Source organism: Abiotrophia sp. HMSC24B09, from assembly GCF_001815865.1.
In the GTDB taxonomy this organism is placed as follows: Bacteria; Bacillota; Bacilli; order Lactobacillales; family Aerococcaceae; genus Abiotrophia.
Genome location: NZ_KV822197.1, coordinates 1 through 22,618, shown reverse-complemented (window position 1 = coordinate 22,618; position 22,618 = coordinate 1). Strand labels below are relative to the sequence as shown.

The 22,618-nt window shown below is 51.0% G+C and carries 16 protein-coding genes; 10 read left to right on the top strand and 6 right to left on the bottom strand.

Annotation, left to right across the window (positions count from 1 at the left end):
• Positions 1 to 212: 212 nt before the first annotated feature.
• From HMPREF3093_RS03850 to HMPREF3093_RS03825, 6 genes are all read right to left on the bottom strand, one after another.
• Positions 213 to 899 carry a YjjG family noncanonical pyrimidine nucleotidase gene (locus tag HMPREF3093_RS03850; RefSeq protein ID WP_070755695.1) on the bottom strand — a complete coding sequence of 229 codons (687 nt, stop codon included), beginning with the start codon at positions 897 to 899 and terminating at the stop codon, positions 213 to 215.
• Positions 900 to 1,047: 148 nt separating this feature from the next.
• Positions 1,048 to 1,533 (bottom strand): glutathione peroxidase, encoded by a 486-nt coding sequence (locus tag HMPREF3093_RS03845; protein WP_070755694.1) that lies wholly within the window; start codon positions 1,531 to 1,533, stop codon positions 1,048 to 1,050.
• A 163-nt stretch (positions 1,534 to 1,696) separates the two neighbouring features.
• Positions 1,697 to 3,232 (bottom strand): DUF438 domain-containing protein, encoded by a 1,536-nt coding sequence (locus HMPREF3093_RS03840; RefSeq protein ID WP_070755693.1) that lies wholly within the window; start codon positions 3,230 to 3,232, stop codon positions 1,697 to 1,699.
• Positions 3,222 to 3,467 carry a DUF1858 domain-containing protein gene (locus HMPREF3093_RS03835; protein WP_070755692.1) on the bottom strand — a complete coding sequence of 82 codons (246 nt, stop codon included), beginning with the start codon at positions 3,465 to 3,467 and terminating at the stop codon, positions 3,222 to 3,224. Before HMPREF3093_RS03835 ends, HMPREF3093_RS03840 begins: the two co-directional genes overlap by 11 nt.
• Positions 3,460 to 3,942 (bottom strand): threonine/serine exporter family protein, encoded by a 483-nt coding sequence (locus HMPREF3093_RS03830; protein ID WP_257244500.1) that lies wholly within the window; start codon positions 3,940 to 3,942, stop codon positions 3,460 to 3,462. The genes HMPREF3093_RS03835 and HMPREF3093_RS03830 overlap by 8 nt, the downstream gene beginning before the upstream one ends.
• Positions 3,939 to 4,709, bottom strand: a complete 771-nt coding sequence (locus HMPREF3093_RS03825) for a threonine/serine exporter family protein (RefSeq protein ID WP_023391832.1) — start codon at positions 4,707 to 4,709, stop codon at positions 3,939 to 3,941. The genes HMPREF3093_RS03830 and HMPREF3093_RS03825 overlap by 4 nt, the downstream gene beginning before the upstream one ends.
• 205 nt (positions 4,710 to 4,914) lie before the next feature.
• On the opposite strand from HMPREF3093_RS03825, the gene HMPREF3093_RS03820 reads away from it, so the two are divergent.
• The 10 genes from HMPREF3093_RS03820 to HMPREF3093_RS09665 form a co-directional block, all read left to right on the top strand.
• Complete coding sequence (locus HMPREF3093_RS03820; RefSeq protein ID WP_070755691.1) at positions 4,915 to 5,607, top strand: serine dehydratase beta chain; 693 nt, start codon at positions 4,915 to 4,917, stop codon at positions 5,605 to 5,607.
• Between the two features lie 41 nt (positions 5,608 to 5,648).
• Positions 5,649 to 6,533, top strand: a complete 885-nt coding sequence (gene sdaAA, locus HMPREF3093_RS03815) for an L-serine ammonia-lyase, iron-sulfur-dependent, subunit alpha (RefSeq protein ID WP_070755716.1) — start codon at positions 5,649 to 5,651, stop codon at positions 6,531 to 6,533.
• Between the two features lie 138 nt (positions 6,534 to 6,671).
• Positions 6,672 to 6,935 carry a hypothetical protein gene (locus HMPREF3093_RS03810; RefSeq protein ID WP_070755690.1) on the top strand — a complete coding sequence of 88 codons (264 nt, stop codon included), beginning with the start codon at positions 6,672 to 6,674 and terminating at the stop codon, positions 6,933 to 6,935.
• A 58-nt stretch (positions 6,936 to 6,993) separates the two neighbouring features.
• Positions 6,994 to 7,851 (top strand): RecX family transcriptional regulator, encoded by an 858-nt coding sequence (locus HMPREF3093_RS03805; protein WP_070755689.1) that lies wholly within the window; start codon positions 6,994 to 6,996, stop codon positions 7,849 to 7,851.
• An 84-nt stretch (positions 7,852 to 7,935) separates the two neighbouring features.
• Positions 7,936 to 8,289, top strand: a complete 354-nt coding sequence (locus HMPREF3093_RS03800; protein WP_070755688.1) for a YlbF family regulator — start codon at positions 7,936 to 7,938, stop codon at positions 8,287 to 8,289.
• 138 nt (positions 8,290 to 8,427) lie between these two features.
• Entirely contained in the window at positions 8,428 to 9,708 is a 1,281-nt protein-coding gene (locus tag HMPREF3093_RS03795) for a metallophosphoesterase family protein (protein ID WP_070755687.1), read from the top strand.
• Positions 9,698 to 12,517, top strand: coding sequence for an ATP-binding protein (locus HMPREF3093_RS03790; RefSeq protein WP_070755686.1), 2,820 nt, complete (start codon positions 9,698 to 9,700; stop codon positions 12,515 to 12,517). The genes HMPREF3093_RS03795 and HMPREF3093_RS03790 overlap by 11 nt, the downstream gene beginning before the upstream one ends.
• A complete protein-coding gene (locus HMPREF3093_RS03785) occupies positions 12,514 to 13,458 on the top strand; it encodes a 3'-5' exoribonuclease YhaM family protein (RefSeq protein WP_070755685.1) in 945 nt (314 codons plus the stop codon). The genes HMPREF3093_RS03790 and HMPREF3093_RS03785 overlap by 4 nt, the downstream gene beginning before the upstream one ends.
• A 15-nt stretch (positions 13,459 to 13,473) precedes the next feature.
• Positions 13,474 to 14,124, top strand: coding sequence for an SRPBCC domain-containing protein (locus HMPREF3093_RS03780; RefSeq protein WP_070755684.1), 651 nt, complete (start codon positions 13,474 to 13,476; stop codon positions 14,122 to 14,124).
• A gap of 526 nt (positions 14,125 to 14,650) precedes the next feature.
• Positions 14,651 to 22,618: DUF1542 domain-containing protein (locus HMPREF3093_RS09665; RefSeq protein ID WP_180363258.1), on the top strand; the 7,968-nt coding region annotated here is incomplete at its 3' end.

Genomic DNA, 22,618 nt, shown 5'->3' with positions numbered 1-22,618 from the left:
CCACTAGCTCGGTCAGAAACCTAGGAAAAAGGCACAAAACGAGGCGAAATCTGGGAGCCAGTGGTCCACTCCGTCGAGTGGACCACTAGCTCGGTCAGAAACCTAGGGAAAAAGGCTCAAAACAGGGCAAAAGCTAGGAGCCAGTGGCCCACTTTGTCGAGTGGACCACTGGCTCGGTCAGAAACTCAAGGGGAGCCACAGTCCCCTTCTTTTTAAAGTAAAATTTCTCTAATACCGGCATAGTCCTGAACTACATAGGTCAGAGGCAGGTCACTAGGCGCGGCGGCTTGATGCGGATTGTACCAGAGGCTGTCAATGCCGGCCTGGTGGGCGCCCAGCATGTCGCTTTGCAGGCGGTCGCCAATCATGAGGTAGGCGCGGGTGTCGTCGACGCCGGTCATGCTACAAATGGCCTTGTAGAAGCCAGGGTCTGGCTTGCTGTGACCCAGTTCGCCTGAGATGGCCAGGTGGTCAAAGAGGTCCAGCCACTGAACCTGAGCCAGGCGCTTGCGCTGGGTGTCGGAAACGCCGTTAGTAGCGGACACCAGCTGGTAGCCAGCCCTTTTCAAGTCTTGCAAGAGGCTGTCGGCGCCGGGAAAGATTTGGTTGTGGACGACTAAAAGGTCGCGGTACTGGTCATCCAGGCTGCGGCCGTCCAGGTGATCCAGATGGGGCTGGAAAAATTCCTTGAAGCGGCGGTCTAGGAGTTGGTCCAGGGTCAGCTGGCCCAATTCCAGCTGGTGCCAGAGCCGGTGGCTGTGGGCGTGGTAGTCGGCCAGGATCTGGTCGCTGTAGTCCAGGTTGTGGGCCTGGCAAAAGGCTTCAAGGGCTAGCGCCTGGCTGGCGTCAAAGTCCAGCAGGGTGTGGTCTAGGTCGAAGAGGAGGTAGCGATAGGTCATGGGGTCAATCCTTTCTAGTGGGCAGCAGCCCTTGTTTCTAGTAGTTGCCAGTCTTTCTCTACTTGTAGCCGCCAGTTTTACTGTTCATGTAGCTGTCTGCCTTACTTTTCTTTCAGCAGTCAGCCTTCATTTCTGGCAGCAAGCTGCCTCACTTCTCCCCCAACAATCGCTCAATATCACGGGCGATGCGTTCAGGCTTGGTGGTGGCGAAATAGCGTTTGACCACTTGGCCCTGGCGGTTAATCAGGAACTTGGCGAAATTCCACTCGATGCGCCGACCCATGCGACCGCGTTTCTGGGACTTGAGCCAGGTGTAGAGCGGGTCGGCCTGGTCGCCGTTAACTTCTATCTTGGCAAAGCGTGGGAAAGTGGTCTGGTAGTTAAGGCTACAGAAGTCATTGATTTCCTGAGCGGTGCCAGGGGCTTGGCCCTTGAATTGGTTGCAGGGAAAGTCTAAGACGGCGAAGCCTTTGTCGCGGTAGCGGTCGTAGAGGGCTTGCAGGCCTTGGTATTGGGGCGTGAAGCCACAGCCGGTGGCGGTGTTGACAATTAAGAGCACCTGGCCTCGGTAGGCTTCCAGGGAAAAGGCTTGGCCGTCTTGGGCCATAACGCTAAAGTCCGTTACTTGTGTCATGAGTGAGCTCCTTAAGTTGGTGGTTTGTGTCTTGGCTGGGGCTTGAGTCGGAGGCTGGCGTCCTAGTGAAGGCTTTGAGTCAGTTACTTGTGTTATAGCAAGTGGCTTGAGTCGGGGCGACCTGTCATAGCGAGCGGCCTAGGCCTGTCGTTTCAGGGCAAGTCTAGTCTTTGGCTTGCTCCCCATCCCCCTCCAAAGGCGCCAGGCCCCGTTTGTCTGGACCCAAATCCAGCAGGGGGGCGATGTCGTGGACATATTCCAGCACGCCCATGTATTGGTCCTGGTCATCGAAGACGCCGATATAGGTCACATAGGCGAAGCGGCCGTCCGAACGGTGGAACCACATGGATTCGCTGGCCCGGCGCTTGTGCTTGAGGTCGTCAATCAGGGTCATGACCATGTCCAGGCTGCGCGGCGGGTGGCACATTTTAACGTGGCGACCGATAGCGCTAGGCACTCGGGGAAAGAGTTTGTTCTCGATAGCGATGGAAGTGTTGAAATATTTGAAGAGGTCGTTTTTGTCGATAAAGGTAATCTCAAAGGGCAGGTGGTTGAGAATGAGGTTGGCTTCCTTGAGGCTGAGATAGCCGCCGCCAAAGGGTAGGTCGGCCTCGGGGTTGGGCGCCGGGCTAGTAGTGGAGTCAGCGGCTGAGGTAGCGGCTGAGTCACTAACCGAGTTAGCGACCGGCTTAGCAGTTGGGCTAGTAGCCGGGTTAGAGGCTGAGTCACTAACCGAGCTAGCGACCGGTTTAGCGGTTGGGTCAGCTTGGCCGGCGCCTGCTGCAGCGTCGCTGCCTGGCAGTGCCTGAACTTGGGCCGGCTGCCCAGCTGGTCCGGCAGCCTCAGCCCCACGCCCAGCTCCAGCCAGCTCCCCATTTTCCCCTTGCTCCCCAAACTTCACCCGGCTTGGAACCCACTCCTTGTCGGGCTGGATAATGGCATAGCCGAACTCGGGGCTGTCCTTGGCGATGGCCAGCCAGTCGTCCTCGCTGAAGAGGGACAGCAGCAAGGGAATCAGGATGGCTTCTTCCTTGAAGATCATGTCCTTGAATTCTTGGACGAAGGCCTGGTAAGTGGCCAGGACTTGGGCCACGGAGGCGTCCTCAGCCTGGTCCACCAGGTCTTTCAGCGCTTGCTTAGCCAGGTCAAATAAATCCCGTATCTGGTCGTCCACGCCCCACATGACCTTAGGCGGCGCGTCGTGGCCGTAGGACTCCATGATGGGGAAGAAGAGTTCTTCCTTGCGGCGGTAGTGGCGTTGGAATTGGTCCAGCAGCTGGTATTGGCGGGTCAGGCCCCGCAGGAGACCGGGATCTAAGTCCTGGCCCTGGCTTTCCGCAGACTCCAGGGCGTCCAGCAGGCGTTGAATCCGGTGCAGGCCCGCTTGTAGGGCTAGGTTTTCTTGCTTGAAGATCCAGACGGGATGGCCTTCCTGCTGGCTGTCGGGCACTTCTTTGCCCTGGACGCCGGCGGCCATGACCTTGGCATGGACGGTACAGAGCTTCATGACGTCTTCGAAGCCCACGCCGTGGTCGCCATTCATGAGTTCGTGTTCCATGAGGGAGACTTCGATAGGCGATACATCGCTAAAATGGGCCTGGAAGTCGGCCTCTACACTGTCGGGGCTGGCCCCATGGTGGAGGCGGAGTAGGATGTCCTTGAGGACTTGAATGCGTTGGTCGCGACTGCTATTGGTCATGGTCATCCACTCCTTTGACCAGGTAGCCATTGTGGTGGAGCTCCTGAATGAGGACCTGCAGATCCAGACCAATCAGGTTGGCGCCCCGTTCTAGGCTAGTCACCGCGCCAACGGTCTTGAGCATGACGGGATTGCCTAGGGGCTTGAAGCCCAGGTCAATGAGAAGTTCCTTGACTTCGGGATGGGCCTTGAGGGTCGTGGCGACCGGCAGGCTGAGGTCAATCCAATTATCCATGAGACTGCTCCTTTCGCTTGGCTTTGGCTTGGTTGCGCAGATGGTGGTAGATTTCCAGGCAGGAATCCACCAGGAAAATAGACAGGGCAATGGCCCCGGCAATGAGGGCGGATTGCAGTAGGTAGTGGCTGGCTTGGGCCGGATTGTCGTTGATATAGTAAAAGGCCGTCCGGTAGACGCCAATCCCTGGTACTAGCGGGAAGAAGCCAGGAATGTAGAACATGGTGACTGGCGCCCGGAAACTGCGGGCGAAGAGTTGGGACAGAATGGCAATGCCGATGCCGGCAACCAGAGTGGCGACGGCCGGTCCATGGCCGGGCATGACTAAGAGGTAGATCAGATAGCCCAGGGCACCCACCCAACCGCATTTGAAGAGGAGGGAGCGGGGGATTTCCACCATGATGGCAGCCGTAATGGTGGCCACATAGGCCCCGGCTGTTTGGAAGCAGAGGGAAAAGAGGGACATCCAGGTCATAGGCTCAACACTCCATTCGATACAAAGAGTCCTAGGGCGACACCTAGCCCTAAGCTAACGGCGATGACCAGGGCTTCCGCAATCTTGGCCAGGCCGGAGACGTAGTCGCCCTTGAGGGTGTCCCGAATCCCATTGGTGAAGGCCGTGCCGGGGAAGAGGGGCATGAGGGCGGAAATAATGATAATATCCAGATTATGGGGCTGGGGCACTCCCAGCAAGACGAAGGGCATAATGGACCCTAGGAAGAAGGTGGAGACCGTCCCGGTCATGAGGGCATTCATGGCTAGCTTGCCTTGTAGCCAGTAACCGAAAATAACCAGCAGGGCGGCCAGGCCTGACACAGCAATATCCCAGATAGAGCCGCCTAAGAGGACAGCGAAGGAAACCACCAGGAAGAAGACGGCCAGGTCGAAGTGGAAGAGGGTGTACTCGGAGACGTCCACCTTTTCTAGGCGGACCCGAGCCTCTTCTAGGCTAATCTCGCCCTTGGTCAGCTGGCGGGAAATATTGTTAACATGGTGAATCTTACGCAGGTGGGTGCCGCGGTGCTTGATGCGGCGGACGATGGTAATGGGCTCGATGCTGGGGTCGTCTAAGGTGACGAAGAGGCCGGTGGTATTGGCGAAGACTTCAGTGGTCTGGCATTGGCTGGTCTTGAGGATGCGCTCGACCGTGTCTTCAATCCGATAACTCTCGGCCTGACTTTCCAGCATGATGCGGCCGGCCAGGACGGCGACTTCGGCAATTTTCTTATATTCTTGTTTCACGCGTGGTCTCCCTTTCTTGACATGTCTATACCCTATTGATTATACACCAATGTGCCCAGTCCGGCTAGTTGCTGGGGGCCAGTTTTTTGGCGCCAGATTTTCTTAAAAAAAGCCAGAAAAATTGAGTGCTTTTGCTAGAAAAATAGGGGCCTGCGGGTGTATAATAAGGAGATGACAAAGCCATATGGAGAGGAGCGGTGCTAGCATGAGCCAGGAAGCCAAGATTCAAGCCAAAAATACCAGCTATTCTAGCTGTTTTGACGTGATTGGACCTGTCATGGTAGGACCGTCTTCTTCACATACGGCTGGCGCCATTAATATCGGGGCAGCGGCCCAGAAGATTTACCGTGACCGCCCAACCGAGATTATCGTCCGCTACTACGAGTCCTTTGCGGAGACGCATCTGGGACACGGAACGGATTTTGCGACCATCGCTGGCGTTTTGGGCTTTTCTTATGACGACCATCGGGTTCCCAACTCAGTGGATATCGCCCGCAACCAGGGGATGAAGGTGCAATTTATCGAGATGGAGGGGCCAAGTCCTTATAACCATCCCAATACGGCTGACATTACCTTAATCAACGACCACAAGACTTCCCGCCTAGTCGGGATTTCGGTGGGCGGCGGTAAGGTGGAGTTACGCCTGATTGAGCTGGGGGGCTTCTTGATTGAGCCGACAGGCTATTTGCCGGCCTTGCTCCTAATCAGTGACCGGCCGGAGACGGAGGCTAGCTTCTTGGCGCGCTTTGCGGCCGAGGGCATTGTGGTCACTCAGACCTTGAGCCAGGCAGTCCAAGGACGTTACCTGTCTTATTTCGAGATCCAGCACCACTTTCCACAGAGTCTCTACTATGCCATGGAAGAAATGGACCATGTGGAGTCTTTAATTCTACTCTAGTTGTGTCGACAGCTATCAATTGTTGAGGTAAAGAAATGGGAATTTTTGAATCGATTGAAGCCATTGTGGCCTACGCCCAAGAAACGGGCCTGTCCCTGGCTGAGATCATGATTGAACAGGAGATGCGGATTAACCGGACTAGCCGGGAAGCCGTCCTCCATAAGATGTCGGATGCCCTCTTAGCTATGGAAAATGCCTACCAGCGAGGGATTACCGGAGAAGGCGTCTTCTCACCAACCGGCTTAACGGGCGGCAATGCCGTCAAGATGCGTAAGTACCGCCAGGCAGGCAAAACCCTCTCAGGGCAAATGACCCTGGTAGGGGTGGAAGCGGCCTTGGCTACCAACGAGGTTAATGCTGCCATGGGTGTGGTCTGTGCCACCCCTACGGCAGGTGCCAGCGGGACCTTGCCGGGAGTGCTCTTTGCCATCCATGAACAGTACAAGCTGTCCAAGGAAGACAAACTTAACTTCCTCTTCGTGGCAGCCCTCTTCGGCATGGTAACGGCCAACAATGCCTTTATTTCAGGGGCGGCGGGTGGCTGTCAGGCTGAAGTAGGTTCAGCTTCCGCTATGGCGGCGGCCGCGGCTGTGGCCATTATGGGCGGTAGCCCGGCCCAGTCAGCCCATGCCTTCGCTATGTCCTTGGGTAACCTGCTGGGTCTGGTTTGTGACCCGGTGGCAGGTTTGGTGGAAGTGCCTTGCGTTAAGCGCAACACGGTCGGTTCAACCAACGCCTTGATTTGTGCCGATATGGCCCTGGCCGGAATTGAAAATCAGATTCCAGCCGATGAGGTCATTGAAGCCATGTACAAGGTGGGTCGCAATATGCCGCGCGAACTTCGTGAGACAGGGTTAGGGGGATTAGCCGATACCCCGACCGGGAATCGAATTAAGATGCGGATCTTTGGGCGTGAAGTCACCTAGGTTATGAGCCTATGGCTGTCCCCTCTAGTAACCTATAGCCCTTTGGGGCAATGTAAGACCATTTAGCAAGACCATTTGCAAGACCCATCGTCACTCGCTGACTGTATGGCATTCTAAGAATAGGTGAGGGATAAACTCATGAATAATCAAGAAACTGTTTTAACATTTGCACAAGGTAGCTTAATTGCTAAGAACGAGCTGGTCTTTGAACTAAGCCTTGCTGACCAAGCTAGCTACTTCATCTACTGTGAATCCGCTGAGGCAGCAGAACGCTTTGCCTTTCAAGCCAAACAATTAGTGGAGACCTTGGCGCCAAGTGGCGACCAGGCTGCGAGCTTGTTGGTCTCCTACGTTAAGGAAAATCCAGCTGGCTTGGCCTATCGCTACACGGTGGGCCAATAGTCAGGCGACCTTTGCCAAATATCAGCCTTACCAGCCAACTTGACCCAGGAGGTGCCCCATGCGCGTAAGCCGGATTGAAGTACAGAAGAAGGACAAGAGTCGTTACTCGGTCTATCTGGACGACAGCTTCTGGCTGGGTGTGTCCGAGGGCACCTTGATCAAGTTCAACCTGGCCAAGGGCCAGACCCTGACCCCGGAAGAGTGTCAGACCATTCGCGACTATGAGCAGGAAGAGTCCCTCTATCTCAGGGCCATCAAGCACTTGTCGCGGGCCCTTAAGTCCAGTGGTGAGGTCTATGACTATCTCAAGGCCCAGGCCCTCAAGCAAGCGGATCTGGATAGCCTGGAAGCCAAGGAAGATTTTCTAGCGGAATTAGAACCTTATTTGGGGCGGGTCATTGGCCGACTAGTCAGCCAGGGTTACCTGGATGATGCCCTCTATGGGCGCAGCCTGGTCTTGACCGAGGCCCGGGTAGGGCGCAAGGGCCCCCAGCTAATCGGCCGTAAGCTCCAAGACAAGGGCCTGACAGCCAGTCAGATTGCCCAGGCCTTGGAAGCCTATGAGGTGGATTTGCTGGAGGAAAATATCCAAACCTTAATTGAAAAGTTCTACAAGTCCCATCGCCGCTTGCCGGCTGGCCAGCTTAAGCGCAAGGTCCAGGAGCATCTCCTGACCAAGGGCTATAGCTTGGCTATGATTCAGCCTTACTTGGAAGACTGTCAGCCAGAGGCCGACTTGGACCATGAAGCAGACTTGGTCGACCAAGCTGCCAGCAAGGCTCGTCGCCAACTGAGCCGACGCCATGAGGGCAAGGCCTTAATCCTTAAGATTAAGGAATCCCTCTATCGTAAGGGCTTTGACCTAGATTTGGTCAATCAGTGGCTGGATGCCCAGGACTGGGAAGAACCGATTTAATTCAATAGTAATAAAGTATTAATAGCCGAGCTTGGCTTGGATGTGATACACTAAGAATGAAGAAATTTGAAGGGAGATAGACGCATGTCTAACCAAAATGTCTACGATACAGCCAATCAATTAGAACGTGAAATTCGTCAGTTGCCAGAAGTGGCCGCTATTCGTCAAGCCCTAGCAGGGATTGAAGCAGATGAAACTTCTAAGACCTTATTTGAGGGCTACAAGAAGCAAGTTCAAGAACTCAGCCTACGTGAGGCTCAAGGCCATCCAATTGGCGAAGAAGAAATGAAGCAGATTGATGAACTGTCCAAGGGCATCATGGCAGATGATCACATTAGAGGCTTGATTGAGGCCGAGCGCCGTATGGATCAAATCATTCGCGACCTCAACAACATCATCACCAAGCCTTTACAAGAAATCTATCAACAACAAGCCTAAGCATAGGCTGGCACCAACTGGAAGCCCCAGCCTCACCTGAGGGTGACGGCTCCCAGTTGTTTTTGTGTCAAGGGGTGGGACTGCCCCGCTTGACCCTGTGATGTTCAGTCCACCTATCCCTAAAGAAAGGAGAATTTGATGAAATTATTACATATTGCAGATTTACATCTCGATAGTCCCTTCACTGGGCTCACCAAGCAATTGCACTCATTACAAAAACACCTTATTCAATCTCCTTACCAGGCCTTCGAGCGTTGTGTCTCGATTGCCATTAACCAAGCGGTCGACCTCATGGTCATTGCCGGTGACATCTATGACACCGAGCAACAGACGGTGACGGCCCAACATTTCTTCCTTAAGCAATTAGAACGTCTTCATATTGCCAAGATTCCTGTGGTCCTCTGCCATGGTAATCATGACTACCTACGCATGGAGTGTCAGTCGGTCCCATATCCCGATAATGTTCACCTCTTCAAAGACCAAGAAGTGACCGCCATCGATATTCCCCTTGCTGACGACCAGACCGTGCGTTGCTATGGTTTCTCCTATACCAAACGTTGGGTAGATGCCCGCATGATTGACAGCTATCCGGTCAATCCGCATGAGACCACCTACACCCTTGGGGTCTTGCACGGCCAAGAATCGGGCGACCACTATGCGCCTTTTGACCTGGAAAGCCTGCTGAGCAAAAACTACGACTACTGGGCCTTGGGCCATATTCATCAGGCTCAAGTCCTCAAGGAGCAACCCCTGATTCAGTATCCTGGGACCATCCAGGGTCGCCACCGCAAGGAATTGGGCGACAAGGGGGCCTTCATCGTGGAACTCAAGCCACAGACGCCAGCCAAATCCCAGTTTATTTCCCTGGCACCCATTGTCTGGCAGGAAGCCCATCTGGAATGTCGCTCTAACTGGCATGAACTAGACCTAGTCCAAGCCCTAGAAGGCATCCAGCGCAATTATCAAGCCGAGGCAGAAGCTTCTAACCAGTCCCAACTGGTGACCGTGGTCTTGGACCACTATGAGAAGTTGCCAGCTAACTTGGCCAGCCAGGTAGAATCGGGTGAGGTGCTGGCGGCCCTACAAGCGGATGTAGTCAACACGCCATTTGTGGCCCTAGTTAGCCTACAAACGGTCAGCCAAGTGGCCATCGAGCCTTTCCAATACGATGCCAGCCTCAAGGACAGCTTTGACCAGGCTAGCCAGGCCTTGAAGACCGGTGACCTCTATGGTCGCGTCATGCAGCCACTCTTCAGCAATGCCACCCTCAGAACCTGGTTGGGCGATTTGACCCAAGACCAGGAGCTCAAGGACTCGGTCATCCACAATGGCCAGCAGCTGGTGGTTCAAGCCGTGGGCTTTGACGCTGACGACGAGGACCTGACATCCGGAGAGGAGGGGACGACTCATGAAGATTAAGACACTGGAGATTTATGGCTACGGCAAATGGGTCAACCAGAAATTCGAACTGGGCGACCAACTCCAACTCTTCTATGGTAAGAATGAAGCCGGTAAGTCCACCTTACAATCCTTTATCCGCAGCATGCTCTTTGGTTTCCCAAGCCGTCGGCGCCGGGTCAACCAGCAGAACCGTTATGAACCTAAGCAACATGAGACCTATGGGGGCCGTATGCTCCTGACCGAGACCGACTTCGGTGATATTTGGGTGGAGCGGACCAGCAAGACCCTGCGGGTGACGCGTACCGATGGGGAAGAGTTGCCAGCTAAGACCTTGGACGAGGTCTTGGGGGGCTTGGACGAGAAGCTCTTTGATAACTTCTATGCCTTCAGCCTGCAGAACCTGCAGGAGCTGGCTAATATCGGGGCCGACCAACTCAATGATTACTTCATGAGTATCGGGACCGTGGGGAGCGACCAATTCCTCAAGATTGCCAAGCAGTATCAGAAGGAGACCGATGACCTCTACCGACCAAATGGCCAGAGCCGGCCTCTCAATGTGCTCCTAGCCGAGTATGAAGAACTAGCCCAACAAGTGGAAGTGCTGCATCTGCAGATGGGGGCCTATGATGAGCTGACCCGTCGCCGCCAGGAAGAGGAAGAAGCCATTGCCCGCCTCAACCAAGAAATTAAGGACCTGGAGAAAGAAATCCGGGCCCAAGACAAATTAGTAGGGCTCTATGACATCTACCTCAAAGACCGGGCTGCCAAGCGGGAGCTGGAGCAACTGGTCTTCACGCCCCTGTCTGAACAGACCGTGCGGGAGATTTCCGATGCCCTCAAGCTCAACCAGGCCAGCGAAATCCAAATCGTCCAATTGGAAGAACGGATTCGCAATCTCAAGGGCGAGCTAGGTAGCTTAACCAAGCTCAACTGGGCCCGTAACCATGCGGAAGACCGCCAGAAATGGCTAGTCGAGACCGCCAAGGCCAAGGAAACCCAGACCGTCATTGAACAGTTGACCGCCCGTATCCAAGAGCAGGGCGAGCTCATGACCCAGTTGGCCCACCAAGGCCAGTTCTTCCCTGAGAAGGTTGAACAAGGGCCTGCCTATGACGCCAAGCTAGAAGAAGGGCTAGCCCTCCAAGCTGACAAGCTAGACTTGCTTAAGCAGGAAGAAGCCCTCAAGGCCGAGCGCAAGGTTTACTTGGAACAACGCAAGGAACAACAAAACTATACAGCCATTGTGCGCCAACAGGTGGTTCACCTAGAGCACCAGCGCATGAATGAAGAAGCCCAACTTATGCAGGCAACCAGCCTTAACCAGTATTTCCCTGGTATTTTGGCCTTTGCCGGCGGGCTCTTCCTGGCCTTCTATCAAAACATGACCCAGGGCGCCAACCTGCTCTTTTGGTTAGGGGTGCTGATCCTAGTGGTCGGGGTCCTCAGCATTGCTTATATCTTCCAATCCAACCGCCGCCGCTACCAGGCCTTCTATAACAGCCCGGTCCTCAACAAGATTCAGGACCTGCGCGAGAAGGAAATTCAATACCTGGAACAAAGCAAGGTCTTGGGTACCCAGATTAACCAACGTGAGGAAGCCATCGAAGCCATTGAAGCCGAGCTTAAGAACTTAGCCAGCAAGCAATCCCGCTGGTTGGCAGCCATGGGCTTCTACCCAACGGCAGACCCTGAGCTCATCCTCAAGGCTAACCCAGTTAAGCAATACTTCGCCGCTGAGAATCAGAAGAAAGATTTAGAAGCTCAGAAGGATAAGCTGACCCAGCAATTAACCGAGTGGCGCAGCCTCTTGCAACCCCTCTTCGAACGCTTCCCATTGGTGGACGACACGGTGCGTCAGCAAATTCGCCATGTCGAAGACGTGGAAGTCAGCCTAGTGCGGACCATGGAGCGGGGCCAAGTCATTGATGACCGCTTAGATGAAGCGGCCCAACAAATGAAGGCCCAAGAAGATGCTATTGCCGAGCGTCAAGCCATGATTGGCCAAGTCTTCAAGGACACCCATGCCCAAGATGAACTGGACTTCTTCCAAAAGGTCGAAACCAACCAGTTAATCGAGGAATTGACCGCCAAGCGGGCCCTTTACGCTGAGCAAATGGAAGGCTATGAAGAAGCCCTAACCCAGGTGCAAAACAAGCAAAGCCTGCTGGAGAACTTCCACCGTCTGGAACACCAGTTGGAGACCCTCAAGGAACGCCTGGTGCCGCATCACCGCGAACGGGCCGACCTAGAAGTGGAGATCCACCACCTGGAACAAGACGGCACCTACCAAGAAAAGGTCCAAGCCTTGGCCAACAAGGAGACTCAAGTTCGGGATATGGTGGCCCTATGGGGTCGCAAGCGGATTGCTATGGAATTGATCTATGCCACCCTACGTCATGGGCTGGACAATCCGCTGCCTGAGATGAACCGCCTAGCTGATGAGCTCTTCGAGACCCTAAGCTACGGCCGTTACACCCAGATCAAGCTCCAAAAAGACGGCATCAAGGTGCGTCAGTTCTCTGATATCTACTTTGAACCGCATGAACTATCCCAAGGGACCCTGGAACAACTCTATGTGGCCCTGCGGATTGCCTTCATTGAGAATGTTCGGACCATGGTTAAAATGCCAATCCTGATTGACGATGCCTTCGTCAACTTCGACGAGTATCGCAAGGCCAGCATGTACCAAGTCCTAGGCCAAATTTCGGAACGTATTCAAGTCCTCTTCTTCACCTTTGACCAACAAGCCGTTCATTTCTTCGACGGGGCAAGGGCTGTGAACTTGGACGCCATTCAAGTGACTCAAGCAGAGGAGGAACCGGCATGACCCAATTATTAGACCTCAATCATGGCGAGAGCTTCGCGCTCTTCGTCCTCATTAAATCCGCCGACATCCGGGTAGCCCGCAATGGCAATCCCTTCATCGCCTTCCGCTTCCAGGATCGTTCTGGCAGCATGGACGGCATGTACTGGTCGGCCACCGAGGAAGAGATTGCCCGCTATCAAGCCGGCAAGGTAGTCTTCCTCAAGGGTGAGCGGGACACCTATAATGGGACCCCGCAGATTAAGATTCAGAGCTTGCGCCTAGCCGATGCAGGCGAGCCAGATGATCCCACCCTCTATGTGGAACATATAGGGATTAAGAAGGAGACCCTGGAGGAAGTCCTCAATGAGGCTTTGCTGGAGATTCACGAGTCCCATATTGCCCGCATTGTCCGCAAGATTCTCAACTATGCCAAGGAGGATTTCTTCTCCTATCCGGCAGCCAAACGCAACCACCACGCCCTAGCGGGTGGCCTCAGCTACCACACCATTTCCATGTTGCAGGTAGGGCGGGCCCTGCTCAAGATTTACCCAGAGGTTAATGCTAGCCTGCTCTTAGGCGGCATTATCCTGCATGATATGGGTAAAACCATCGAGCTGTCCGGGGCCATTGCCACCGAGTACACCCTCAAGGGCAAGATGATGGGCCATATCGTCATTGTGGACGAGTTGATTGACCGGGCCTGTGCCGAACTGGGCTTTGACCCAGATTCTGAGCCAGTCCTCCTGCTCAAGCACGTAGTCTTAGCCCACCATGGCAAGCTAGAGTACGGTAGCCCGGTGGCACCTCAGCTGCTTGAAGCCGAGCTCATCCATCACATTGACAATATGGATGCCACCTTCAATATGATTGCGACGGCCTTAGCCAAGGTCGAGCCCGGTAATTTCTCTGAGGCTATCTATCCGCTAGACCGGCGTCAATTCTACAAACCTACGTTTAAATAAAGGAGCTTAAGGCCTATGAGTGAACACGAGCACTGTCAACATCATGACCACGACCATTCCTGTGGTTGCGGCCATGACCATCATCACCACCACGAGCATGCTTGCGGCTGTGGCCATGACCACCATCATGATCACGCCCATGACCATGCAGGCTGTGGCTGTAGCTGTGGCCACGACCATGGTCACGAGGAAAACCAAGGCGTTAGCGTCCAATTCAGCGGCGTCTTCAGCCTACCTAAGGAGCAAGTTTGGTCCCTCTTAACGGAAAATGACAAGCTTCAATCCTGGTATCCAGAGCTAGAATTCCAAGGCCTGGAGACAGGGGCTAGCCTCAAGTTCAACTATAAGACAGGCGGCCATGAAGACATGATGGTTCTGGATGTGGAGCCTAATGCCTACTTGTCCTTTACCTGGGACTTGAACATTGTGACCTTCGAACTGCATGAGTTAGAACCTGGCAAGACCACTCTGATTTTCACTGAGTGGTTGGCTGAGCTTAACGACCACAGTCCTAAGGACTTGACCAGCTGGATGATTGCCCTCCAGAACATGGCGGAAGTTGCCGAAGGCAAGCCCGTCAGCGACCGTGAGGCCCAATTCCACGAATACTATCCAAAAATTAAAGAAATGCTGACCCAACAGACCGACGTGGTCTTCGAGGATTAGTCAGCGGCCAAGAGGATGGAAGCTTGCTTCCATCCTTTTTTTTGTGTAGGGATTTAGCCGGACAATAGAGTCAAGGTAAGAGAAGGTTCACATGGTCTAATGAAAGAAAGGATGAAATGAAAACTCTATGTCTAGACATCTTTCATAGTATTGAACGTTAGTGAGTAATTAGTTTAAAATGTTCGCAATTATTTGAGATTATGAACCAGGCAATTATAGCAAGTTATGGGCCTTATTTGTGAACCGGGTGATACCTGCTTAAACCCTTGTTATAAAGGTTAAAATAGAGGTTGGTAAATTTATAACGAACAAAGGTTATCAAGAATTATAAGACTAAAATATTATAATTTAAGGAGATAATGATGAAAGTTTATTTTTAATATGCTTTTTTATCAAATTGGTATTTGTTTTCTTATGTATTTGTGGTATTATCTATCATGTATGATTATGTCTAGGAAGGCACAACCCGTAAGTGTTTTCCGTTCTGCTAATCACCAAATGAATGTATAAAAAAAGGGAGAAAGCTATGTTAGGGAAAAACAATCATTACCTTCGTCGCTTGCGCGAAGGTGAGAAGATCACACATTACACCATCAAAAAACTTAGCGTAGGGGTGGCTTCTGTTGCAGTCGGCTCCTTCATTATGCTGAACTCTGGTCAAGCATATGCAGCTGAGCCAGCATCTGTTCAACCGGCAACGGCACATACCCAGGCTGAATCGTCCGACGGCACGGGCGCTAGCCAGGAGTCCAGCGTTAGTGAACAAGCAGCGGTCTTATCCGCCTCTAGCCAGGAGGCTTCTTTGGTGTCCGCTGAAAGCAGCCAAAGTTCTGAGGCTTCTGCAAGCTCAGAAAGTGCTAATTCTAATGAAGCAAATAGCTCAGAATCCAGTCAGTCTTCAGCTGACGAGAGCAAGCCTGAGCAAAAGGAAGACAGCAAACTTGAGCCAAGCCGTCAAAATGATACGCGCAAGACGCCAGGCTATGCGGTAAAACCTGTTGAGAAACCAGCTAGCGCGGCTATGCCACGCCCTGAGGAACAAGGGAAACCAATGACTCCAGGGACTGGCTTGCGTGGGAGAGGGACTGGGGACCTCGCTAAGTTGTTAGAACCAAAAGGGCCTAACCTTATTGAAGTAGTCAACCCTCAGAGCCTAACCGAGGAAGAGAAGCGCCAACTACGAGCAACTTATATCCGCTTGAACCCAAAACTCAAGCTTACTGATGAAAATATTGAAATCACATCAGACGGCAGAGTAATCGTCGATGGTGGCAAGAAAGGCCAGTATGTCTCCTACCTAGATGAAGTGGTGAAAGCTCGCAAGGTGCCTAAAGCGACTGCGGCACCGACTGTGAACCCTACTATGGGTGACAAACTGTCCTCGACAGATGAAAGAATTACAGGTAGAGGGATTCCTGACGCAATTATCAAAGTTACTTTGCAGGATAATAGTGTTCAAACTACTAAGGTTGATTCTCGTGGTGACTGGAGTATAACGCTTACAAGCCCTATGCGTGAAACAGAAGCGATTGCAGGTAAAGGGCCAAGAATTTCGGTTGTACAAAGTCTAAATGATCAGGACAGTGATCCAGTCACTATGGCTGTTGATCATGGTAATTTCTATTTTAGAGATAATCCTCTATCAACTGCGACGAATCCAGATCGAGCCAAATTGGTTGTTGGTCAAAAGGTTATCGAACTACTTATACCTCATGATGCGCAAGGTTTATCTCTCGAAACTAACATTACCAAATATGAAGGAAGAGGAAGTCGTGGGAAAATTGAAAAGTTCGGGGTTGATGATAACCGTTGGCAGTTATCCATCAGACGCCTTTCGGCGACAGCTCCATGGACTGTCAATAGTGGGGGGACTTTCGTACGAAAAGACACAGGCCAGGGAAGCCTAATCCAAAAAATAGAAAACGTTCCTGGAGCGCCTTTTGGCTACCAGATTCTTCGTATCACAGTGTCTGATGATTTCAAAATCAAGGCAGTCGGTGATACAGTTTTAAGATACAAGGGTAAAGGCCTGCCCTTAGGCCCTGAGACGGATACGGTTGTTGCATCAATGCAGATAGTTCCACGTTATGCTGCGTCAGGCGCAGTACTTGAGAATCACATAACATACGCTGATGCAACAAACGTCGCTCCGAGCATTGAAGTAGCACCCGGTAAAGCTACTAAGGAAGTTTCAGTCGGTCAATCAGTTAGTGATGCAGATATTTTAAGTATGGTCAATGTATCAGACCCTGAAGATGATGCTAGACAAACAGTCGGCACACCAGTTGCTGCTGAAATTGTATCCCGTACTAAGGATGGTCAAACCTTTAACAGTATCGACACTAGTTCCGAAGGTGAATACACCGTTACTTTGCGTGCCAAGGACAGCCAAGGTAAGTTGTCAGATAATACGGTCCAAGTACAAGTCCTTGTCGGCTTAAAGCGTGAAGAAGCTAAGCAAGCAGTGGCTGAAGCGGCACAACGTAAGAACACTGAGATTGATAATAATGTTGATTTGACAACGGAAGAACGTGCAGTTGAACGCCAAAAGGTAACCGACGCTCAAAATTCAGCTAATACTGCCATTAATCAAGCTAAGACTAGCCAAGCTTTAGCGACGGCTCAAAATAATGGGACGGGTACTATCAACGCCTTGACCCAAACGCCAGTTGCTAAACCAGCGGCTCGCGCAGCTATTGAAACAGCAGCTAATAACAAGGTGCAACAAATCAATACGGATCAGAACTTGACTAATGAAGAGCGTACTGATCAAGTTGCCGCTGTCCGTCAGAAAGAAACTGCAGCCAAACAAGCAGTGACGGCTCAAGCATCCACTCAAGACGTGACTTCAACTCAAACTGCGCAAGTTCAGGCCATTAATGACACTCCGGTTACTGCGGTTAAGAAACCAGCAGCCCTATCAGCCATCGAAGCAGCTAGAAAGGCTAAACGTCAGGAGATTGAAAACAGTAACCTGCTTGATGAAGAAAAATCAGAAACGCTCCGCGAATGGGAGCGTAAGGTGAACGCCGCTAAAGAAAGTCTTAAAGCAGCTCGCTCTAACCAAGATGTTCAGAACGTTATTGACAATGAGCTTAGTCAAATTCAAGCTATTCCAACTCAATCTCCAAGCCGTCAGGCGGCAGTTAATGAGGTCATGGATGCCTACAATGCGCGTAAGCAACTGATTTCCAATGAATCTTGGTTGACAACTGATGAGAAGAACGAAAAGCTGCGTGAATTAGAGACAGCCAAGGATGAAGCGCTTGAACGTGTTAACCAAGCAAACGGAGAATATGAACTTAATTCTGCGAAAGTTGACGGTATCTCTACTGTTAACAGTGTTTCTGTCCAGGGTACTAAAAAACTAGATGCCAAGCACCGAGTAGATGATGTGCGTGAGGCTATGTCGACAGCTCTTAATGCAACAAGCAGTGATTGGACTGCCGAAGAGAAATTAGGCGCCAACGACAAATTGCTCCGGATTGCAGAAGCAACCGAAGCAAGAATTTTGGCAGCGACTTCTAATGACAACTTGCAACAAGTTGTGAATGCGATGTTGGCTGAAATTGAAGCGGTAAAACCAAAAGCCATTGTTAAGCCAGCGGCTAGAAAGGCTATTGAAGAAGCCCTTGCTGAACGCATTAAGCAAATCCAAGCCCAAGGCGACCTAACGGTTGAAGAGCGTGAACAATACCTTGAACAAGTTAAGCAAGCTGCTCAAGATGCCCACCGAGACATTTTGGCTTCTTATGGTGAAGTAGAGGTTGAATCTGCCAAAGGAACGGCCCTTGCCAAGATTAATGCGCCGGCTGTTCCGGTTAAGCGTAACACAGCCTTAGCAGCTGTTCGTCAAGAAGCTGAGACTAAGCGCCAAGAAATCGAGAATAACCTTGATCTAACCGCTAATGAACGTGATGTCTTATTAGGTCAGGTAGACCAAGTCCTTGCTGCGGCTGAGCAAGCCATTAACCAAGGTGCTCGTAATGCAGATGTTGAAGATAAGCAGACTGAGGGCACTAATAATATCCGGGCCATTCAGGTACAAGCTTCTGTAAGACCACAAGCTATTCAAGCTGTGACTGAACAAGCTAACACCCAACGTCAATCTATTAACCAGACACAAGGTTTGACTGAGAATGAACGTCAAGCAGCACTCAATCAGCTTGATCAGACACTTGCTAAGGCCATTGAAGATATTAAGGCTGCTGATGACAATGAAGAAGTAGGGAATGCCAAAACTAAGGGTATTCAAGCTATTCAAGCAGTCACCGCTGTAGCCAAGATTAAGAGCGAAGCCATCCAGTCGGTTCGCCAAGTAGCGGATGCTAAGAAGGACAATATCCAACAAAATACAGACTTAACTTCTGAAGAGCGCAAAACGCTCACAGACGCTATTGAGGCTGAAGTTCAGAAGGCAGTTGGCTTAATCAACCAAGCGAATAGCAATGAAACAGTCACAGCTGAGAAGAATTTAGCTGAAGAAACGATTGCTAATCTGCTGGTAACTCCAGAGGTTAAACCTAATGCCATCAAAGAACTGCAAGATCAGGCGGCCATCAAGACGCGTGAAATTCAAGAAAACAAGAGCTTGACCGACGAAGAACGTCTCAAGTATACGCAAGACCTTCAACAAGCCTTCGATAATGCTAAGAAGCAAATTCAAGACGCCGAAAATAACCAAGCGGTTAGCGATGCTAAGACCCAGGGGCTTAGCAAGATTCTAGCTGTTAGCCCATACGGCCAAGTGAAGGCAGATGCCCTCGCGGAGATTGAAGCGGCACGCGAAGCGAAGAGTCGAGAAATTCAAAGCAAGCAAGGCTTGACGGCTGAAGAACGTCAAGCTGCTGAGACACGTTTAGCAACAGAAGTACAAACGGCAAAAGATTCTATTGGACAAGCAGCTGACAATGCGGGAGTCGGCAATGCTAAGTCCTATGGTTTAACTGCAATTCAAGCCATTAAACCAGAGCCACTAACTAAGCAAGCAGCTAATGAGGCACTAGATAACGCCGCTCAAACTAAACGTCAACAAATTACTGACAATAAAAACCTCACTACTCAAGAGAAGCAAAAAGCAATTGAGGAGGTTAACCAAGCCTTGGCAACAGCTAAAGGCAAGGTAGAACAAGCCTCTGGCCGAGATGATGTAGCCCAAGCCCAAGCCCAAGGTTTGAACGCGATTGGCGATGTAACAGGCCAAGCTCTTAAGAAGCCACAAGCGAATGCTGATATTGAAGCAGCGGTTGCGGCTAAGCGTCAAGAGATTGAAGGCAACAAAACGCTGACCAATGAGGAGCGTCTAACAGCCTATACCCAATTAGAAGCCAAGCGTCAAGATGCCTTGCAGGCCATTGCCGATGCAGCAAGCAATGAAGATGTGGAGCAAGCCCTTAACACGCATAAGTCAGGTATCGAGAGCTTCACGCCGACGGCGTCAGTTCGTCAAGCTGCTTTGGATGCTTTTGATAGAGAAGCGCAAGTACGTGCTAATACCATTGATAACTTCTCTGACTTTACTGAAGAAGAACGGGCAGACCACAAGCAACGCTTTGAAGCCCTCAGAGAACAGTTGCGTCAATTTATTGAGGGGGCCACAACCGACCGAGAGGTGCAAGATTACCGTGATTATGGGGTTTCTGGTCTTCATAACTTCTCTCTGACAGCAACTAAGAAACGCGACGCCATTAGTAATCTGACGGAAGAAGCGCAAACTAAACGTCAACAGATTCAGACTGCGCCAAGCTTAACAGATGATGAGCGTGTGGAGCTTAATAAGAAATTAGATCAAGTTTTAGATGAAGCTAAATTGAGCGTTCATCGTCAAAATACGAACGACAAAGTTCAAAAAGCAAATGATACTGGTGTCGAAAAGATTCGTGCCATTGGGACAGAATCTAAGATTAAAGCAGCAGCCAACCAAGCTTTGGGGACAGCAGCTGAGAATAAGCGTAACGAGATTCGTCAGAATAACCTCTTAACTAAGGAAGAGAAAGACAAGGCCATTGAGTCAGTGGACAAAGCCCTTACAGATGCACTCCAAGCAATCCAACAAGCGACGACTAACCAACAAGTCGGCGACCAAGAAAGTCAAGGGCTTCAAGCAATCCAGAACGTGCCACAAACTCCAGTAAGCAAGCCAGCTGCTCTGGCGGAAGTCCGACAAGCTGCTGCTAACAAGACGTCTGCAATCCAGTCTAACGACGAATTGACAAGTGATGAGAAGGCAGAAGCTATCCAGAAGGTTAACAACGAGCTAGCTAAGGCTGAAAAAGACATCAATGAAGCAGCTGACGACCTCACTGTAGGCGTTGTGAAACAAGGCGGCATTACCAACATTGGGAATGTGCCAGTTAACCCAAGCGTCAAGCCAGCCGCTATCTACGATCTTGAAGAAGCAGCATCTAATAGACGCCGTGAGATTCAGCAGGCAGCTCGCTTAACTAAAGAAGAGAGAGAACAGGCGCTTGCTCAAGTAGAGAATGCCCTCCAGACGGCACGTCAGGCTATCACTCAAGCTGACTCTAATGAAGCAGTGGCGACTCAGAAAACCCAAGGTATCCAAAACATTCAAGCTGTTTCAGCAACCCCAAATGCTAAACCAACAGCAATCAATGAAATTGAGGCAGCCGCGGAAACGAGACGCAAAGAAATCCAAGAACTTCCTGGTTTAACCCAAGACGAGATAAACGCAGCCAAGGAAAGAGTGAATCAAGCAGCAATCTTGGCTAAGCGAGAAGTGGAAGCAGCGGCAGATCAAAACGCTGTGGACCAAGCTAAGACTAATGGACTAGTCGCGATTAATGCTGTCACGCAAGAAGCGAAGGTACGTCCAGATGCCATCAAGGAAGTTGTTGCGGCAGCGGATCGTAAGAAGGCTGAGCTTCGTGACAACCAAGACTTGACCACTGAAGAGAGAGCGCAACTAATTCAAGACGTCAACACAGCGGTTGATAGAGCAAAAGACGCGATTAACGCTGCGGAAACAAATGACAAGGTAGCGCAAGAACAAACTAATGGGACCCAGGCCATTGAAGGTATTACCGCAAATCCAGTGGCTAAACCAGCAGCCAAAAGTGCCATTGAGGCAGCAGCTCAAGCACGTCGCGAGGCGATTGACCGACTTGAAGGTTTAACTAGCGAAGAGAAAAACCAAGCTAAGCTAGCTGTAACGGCAGCTGAAACAGATGCCCTAGAAAAACTCAAGCAAGCCCAACAAAAGACAGATGTTGACCAAGTTGAGTCTGATGGGATTGCAGCTATTAAAGCTGTACCGGCACAAGCGCAAGACAAGCCAAACGCTTTGCAAGAAATCCAAACAGCAGCAGACGCTAAGAAGCGTCAGATTGAAGAAAGCAAGGCATTCACTCAAGAAGAGAAGAATGAAGCGATTCAGAAGATCAATCAAGCTGTTCAAGATGCGCAAGCTAAGATCAACCAAGCGGAAGAGAGAGCAGGCGTAGCCAACGCCAAACGCGACGGCTTAGACGCGATTGAAGCTATTCAAGCTGTGGCGAAGACAAAACCGGAAGCCATAGCAGCACTTGAGGCAGCAGCCGCAAGCAAACGTCAAGAAATTGAGCAAAAACCTCTTTTAACCAATGAAGAAAGAGAACAAGCTCTTGCTAAAGTAAATCAAGCTCTTGAGAACGCACGCCAGGCAATAAACCAAGCCCCAACTGATGAAGCAGTCGGGACTCAAAAAGCCCAAGGTATCCAAAACATTCAAGATGTCACTGCAACCCCAACCGCTAAGCAGAATGCTATTGCAAGCTTAGAGGAAGTTGCACGGAATCGGAAGCAGGAAGTATTAGCACATCAGGCTTCTACGACAGAAGAACGCGAAGCAGCCGCTAGTTTGATTGAACAGGAATTACAATCTGCTATTGAGAAAATCAAAGCAGCAGCAGATGATAATGCAGTTAATCAACAATTAACGGCTGGCAAGCAAGCAATTCAAGCGATTAGCCCATCCGAAGATTACAAGGCGGCAGCAAAACGTGAAATCTTAGAGGCAGCTAATCGTAGAAAAGATATATATAAAAATGCAACGCAGTTCACAAGTGAAGAGAAGGAAGTCCTCGACCAGAAAATTGATACTCTTGTTTCGGAAGCGTATGAGTCATTAAACCAACAATCTCGTAAAGAGTTAGTAGATCAAGAAAAGGAACGTATTCTCCAAGAAATACAAATGTTTCCTATAAATCCGAAAGAAAAGCCATTTGCAATTACAGAGATTAATGGCGAATTGGATCGAAAAGTCAGAGAACTTGAAAATGACTCACGCTTAACTAGTGAAGAGAGAGACGAGAAAATTCAAGAAGCCCGAAAAGCTGCTAATGATGCTATCAATGCAATTGGTCTCGCACCTTCAAATAATGATGTCGCTATTCAAAAAATGGCTGGTGTTGCCGCGATTCATGCTGTGACGCCACAACCAAAGGCGAAGCCAGAGGCCATTCAAGCGATTGAACGCGCGGCGGAAACGCAACGT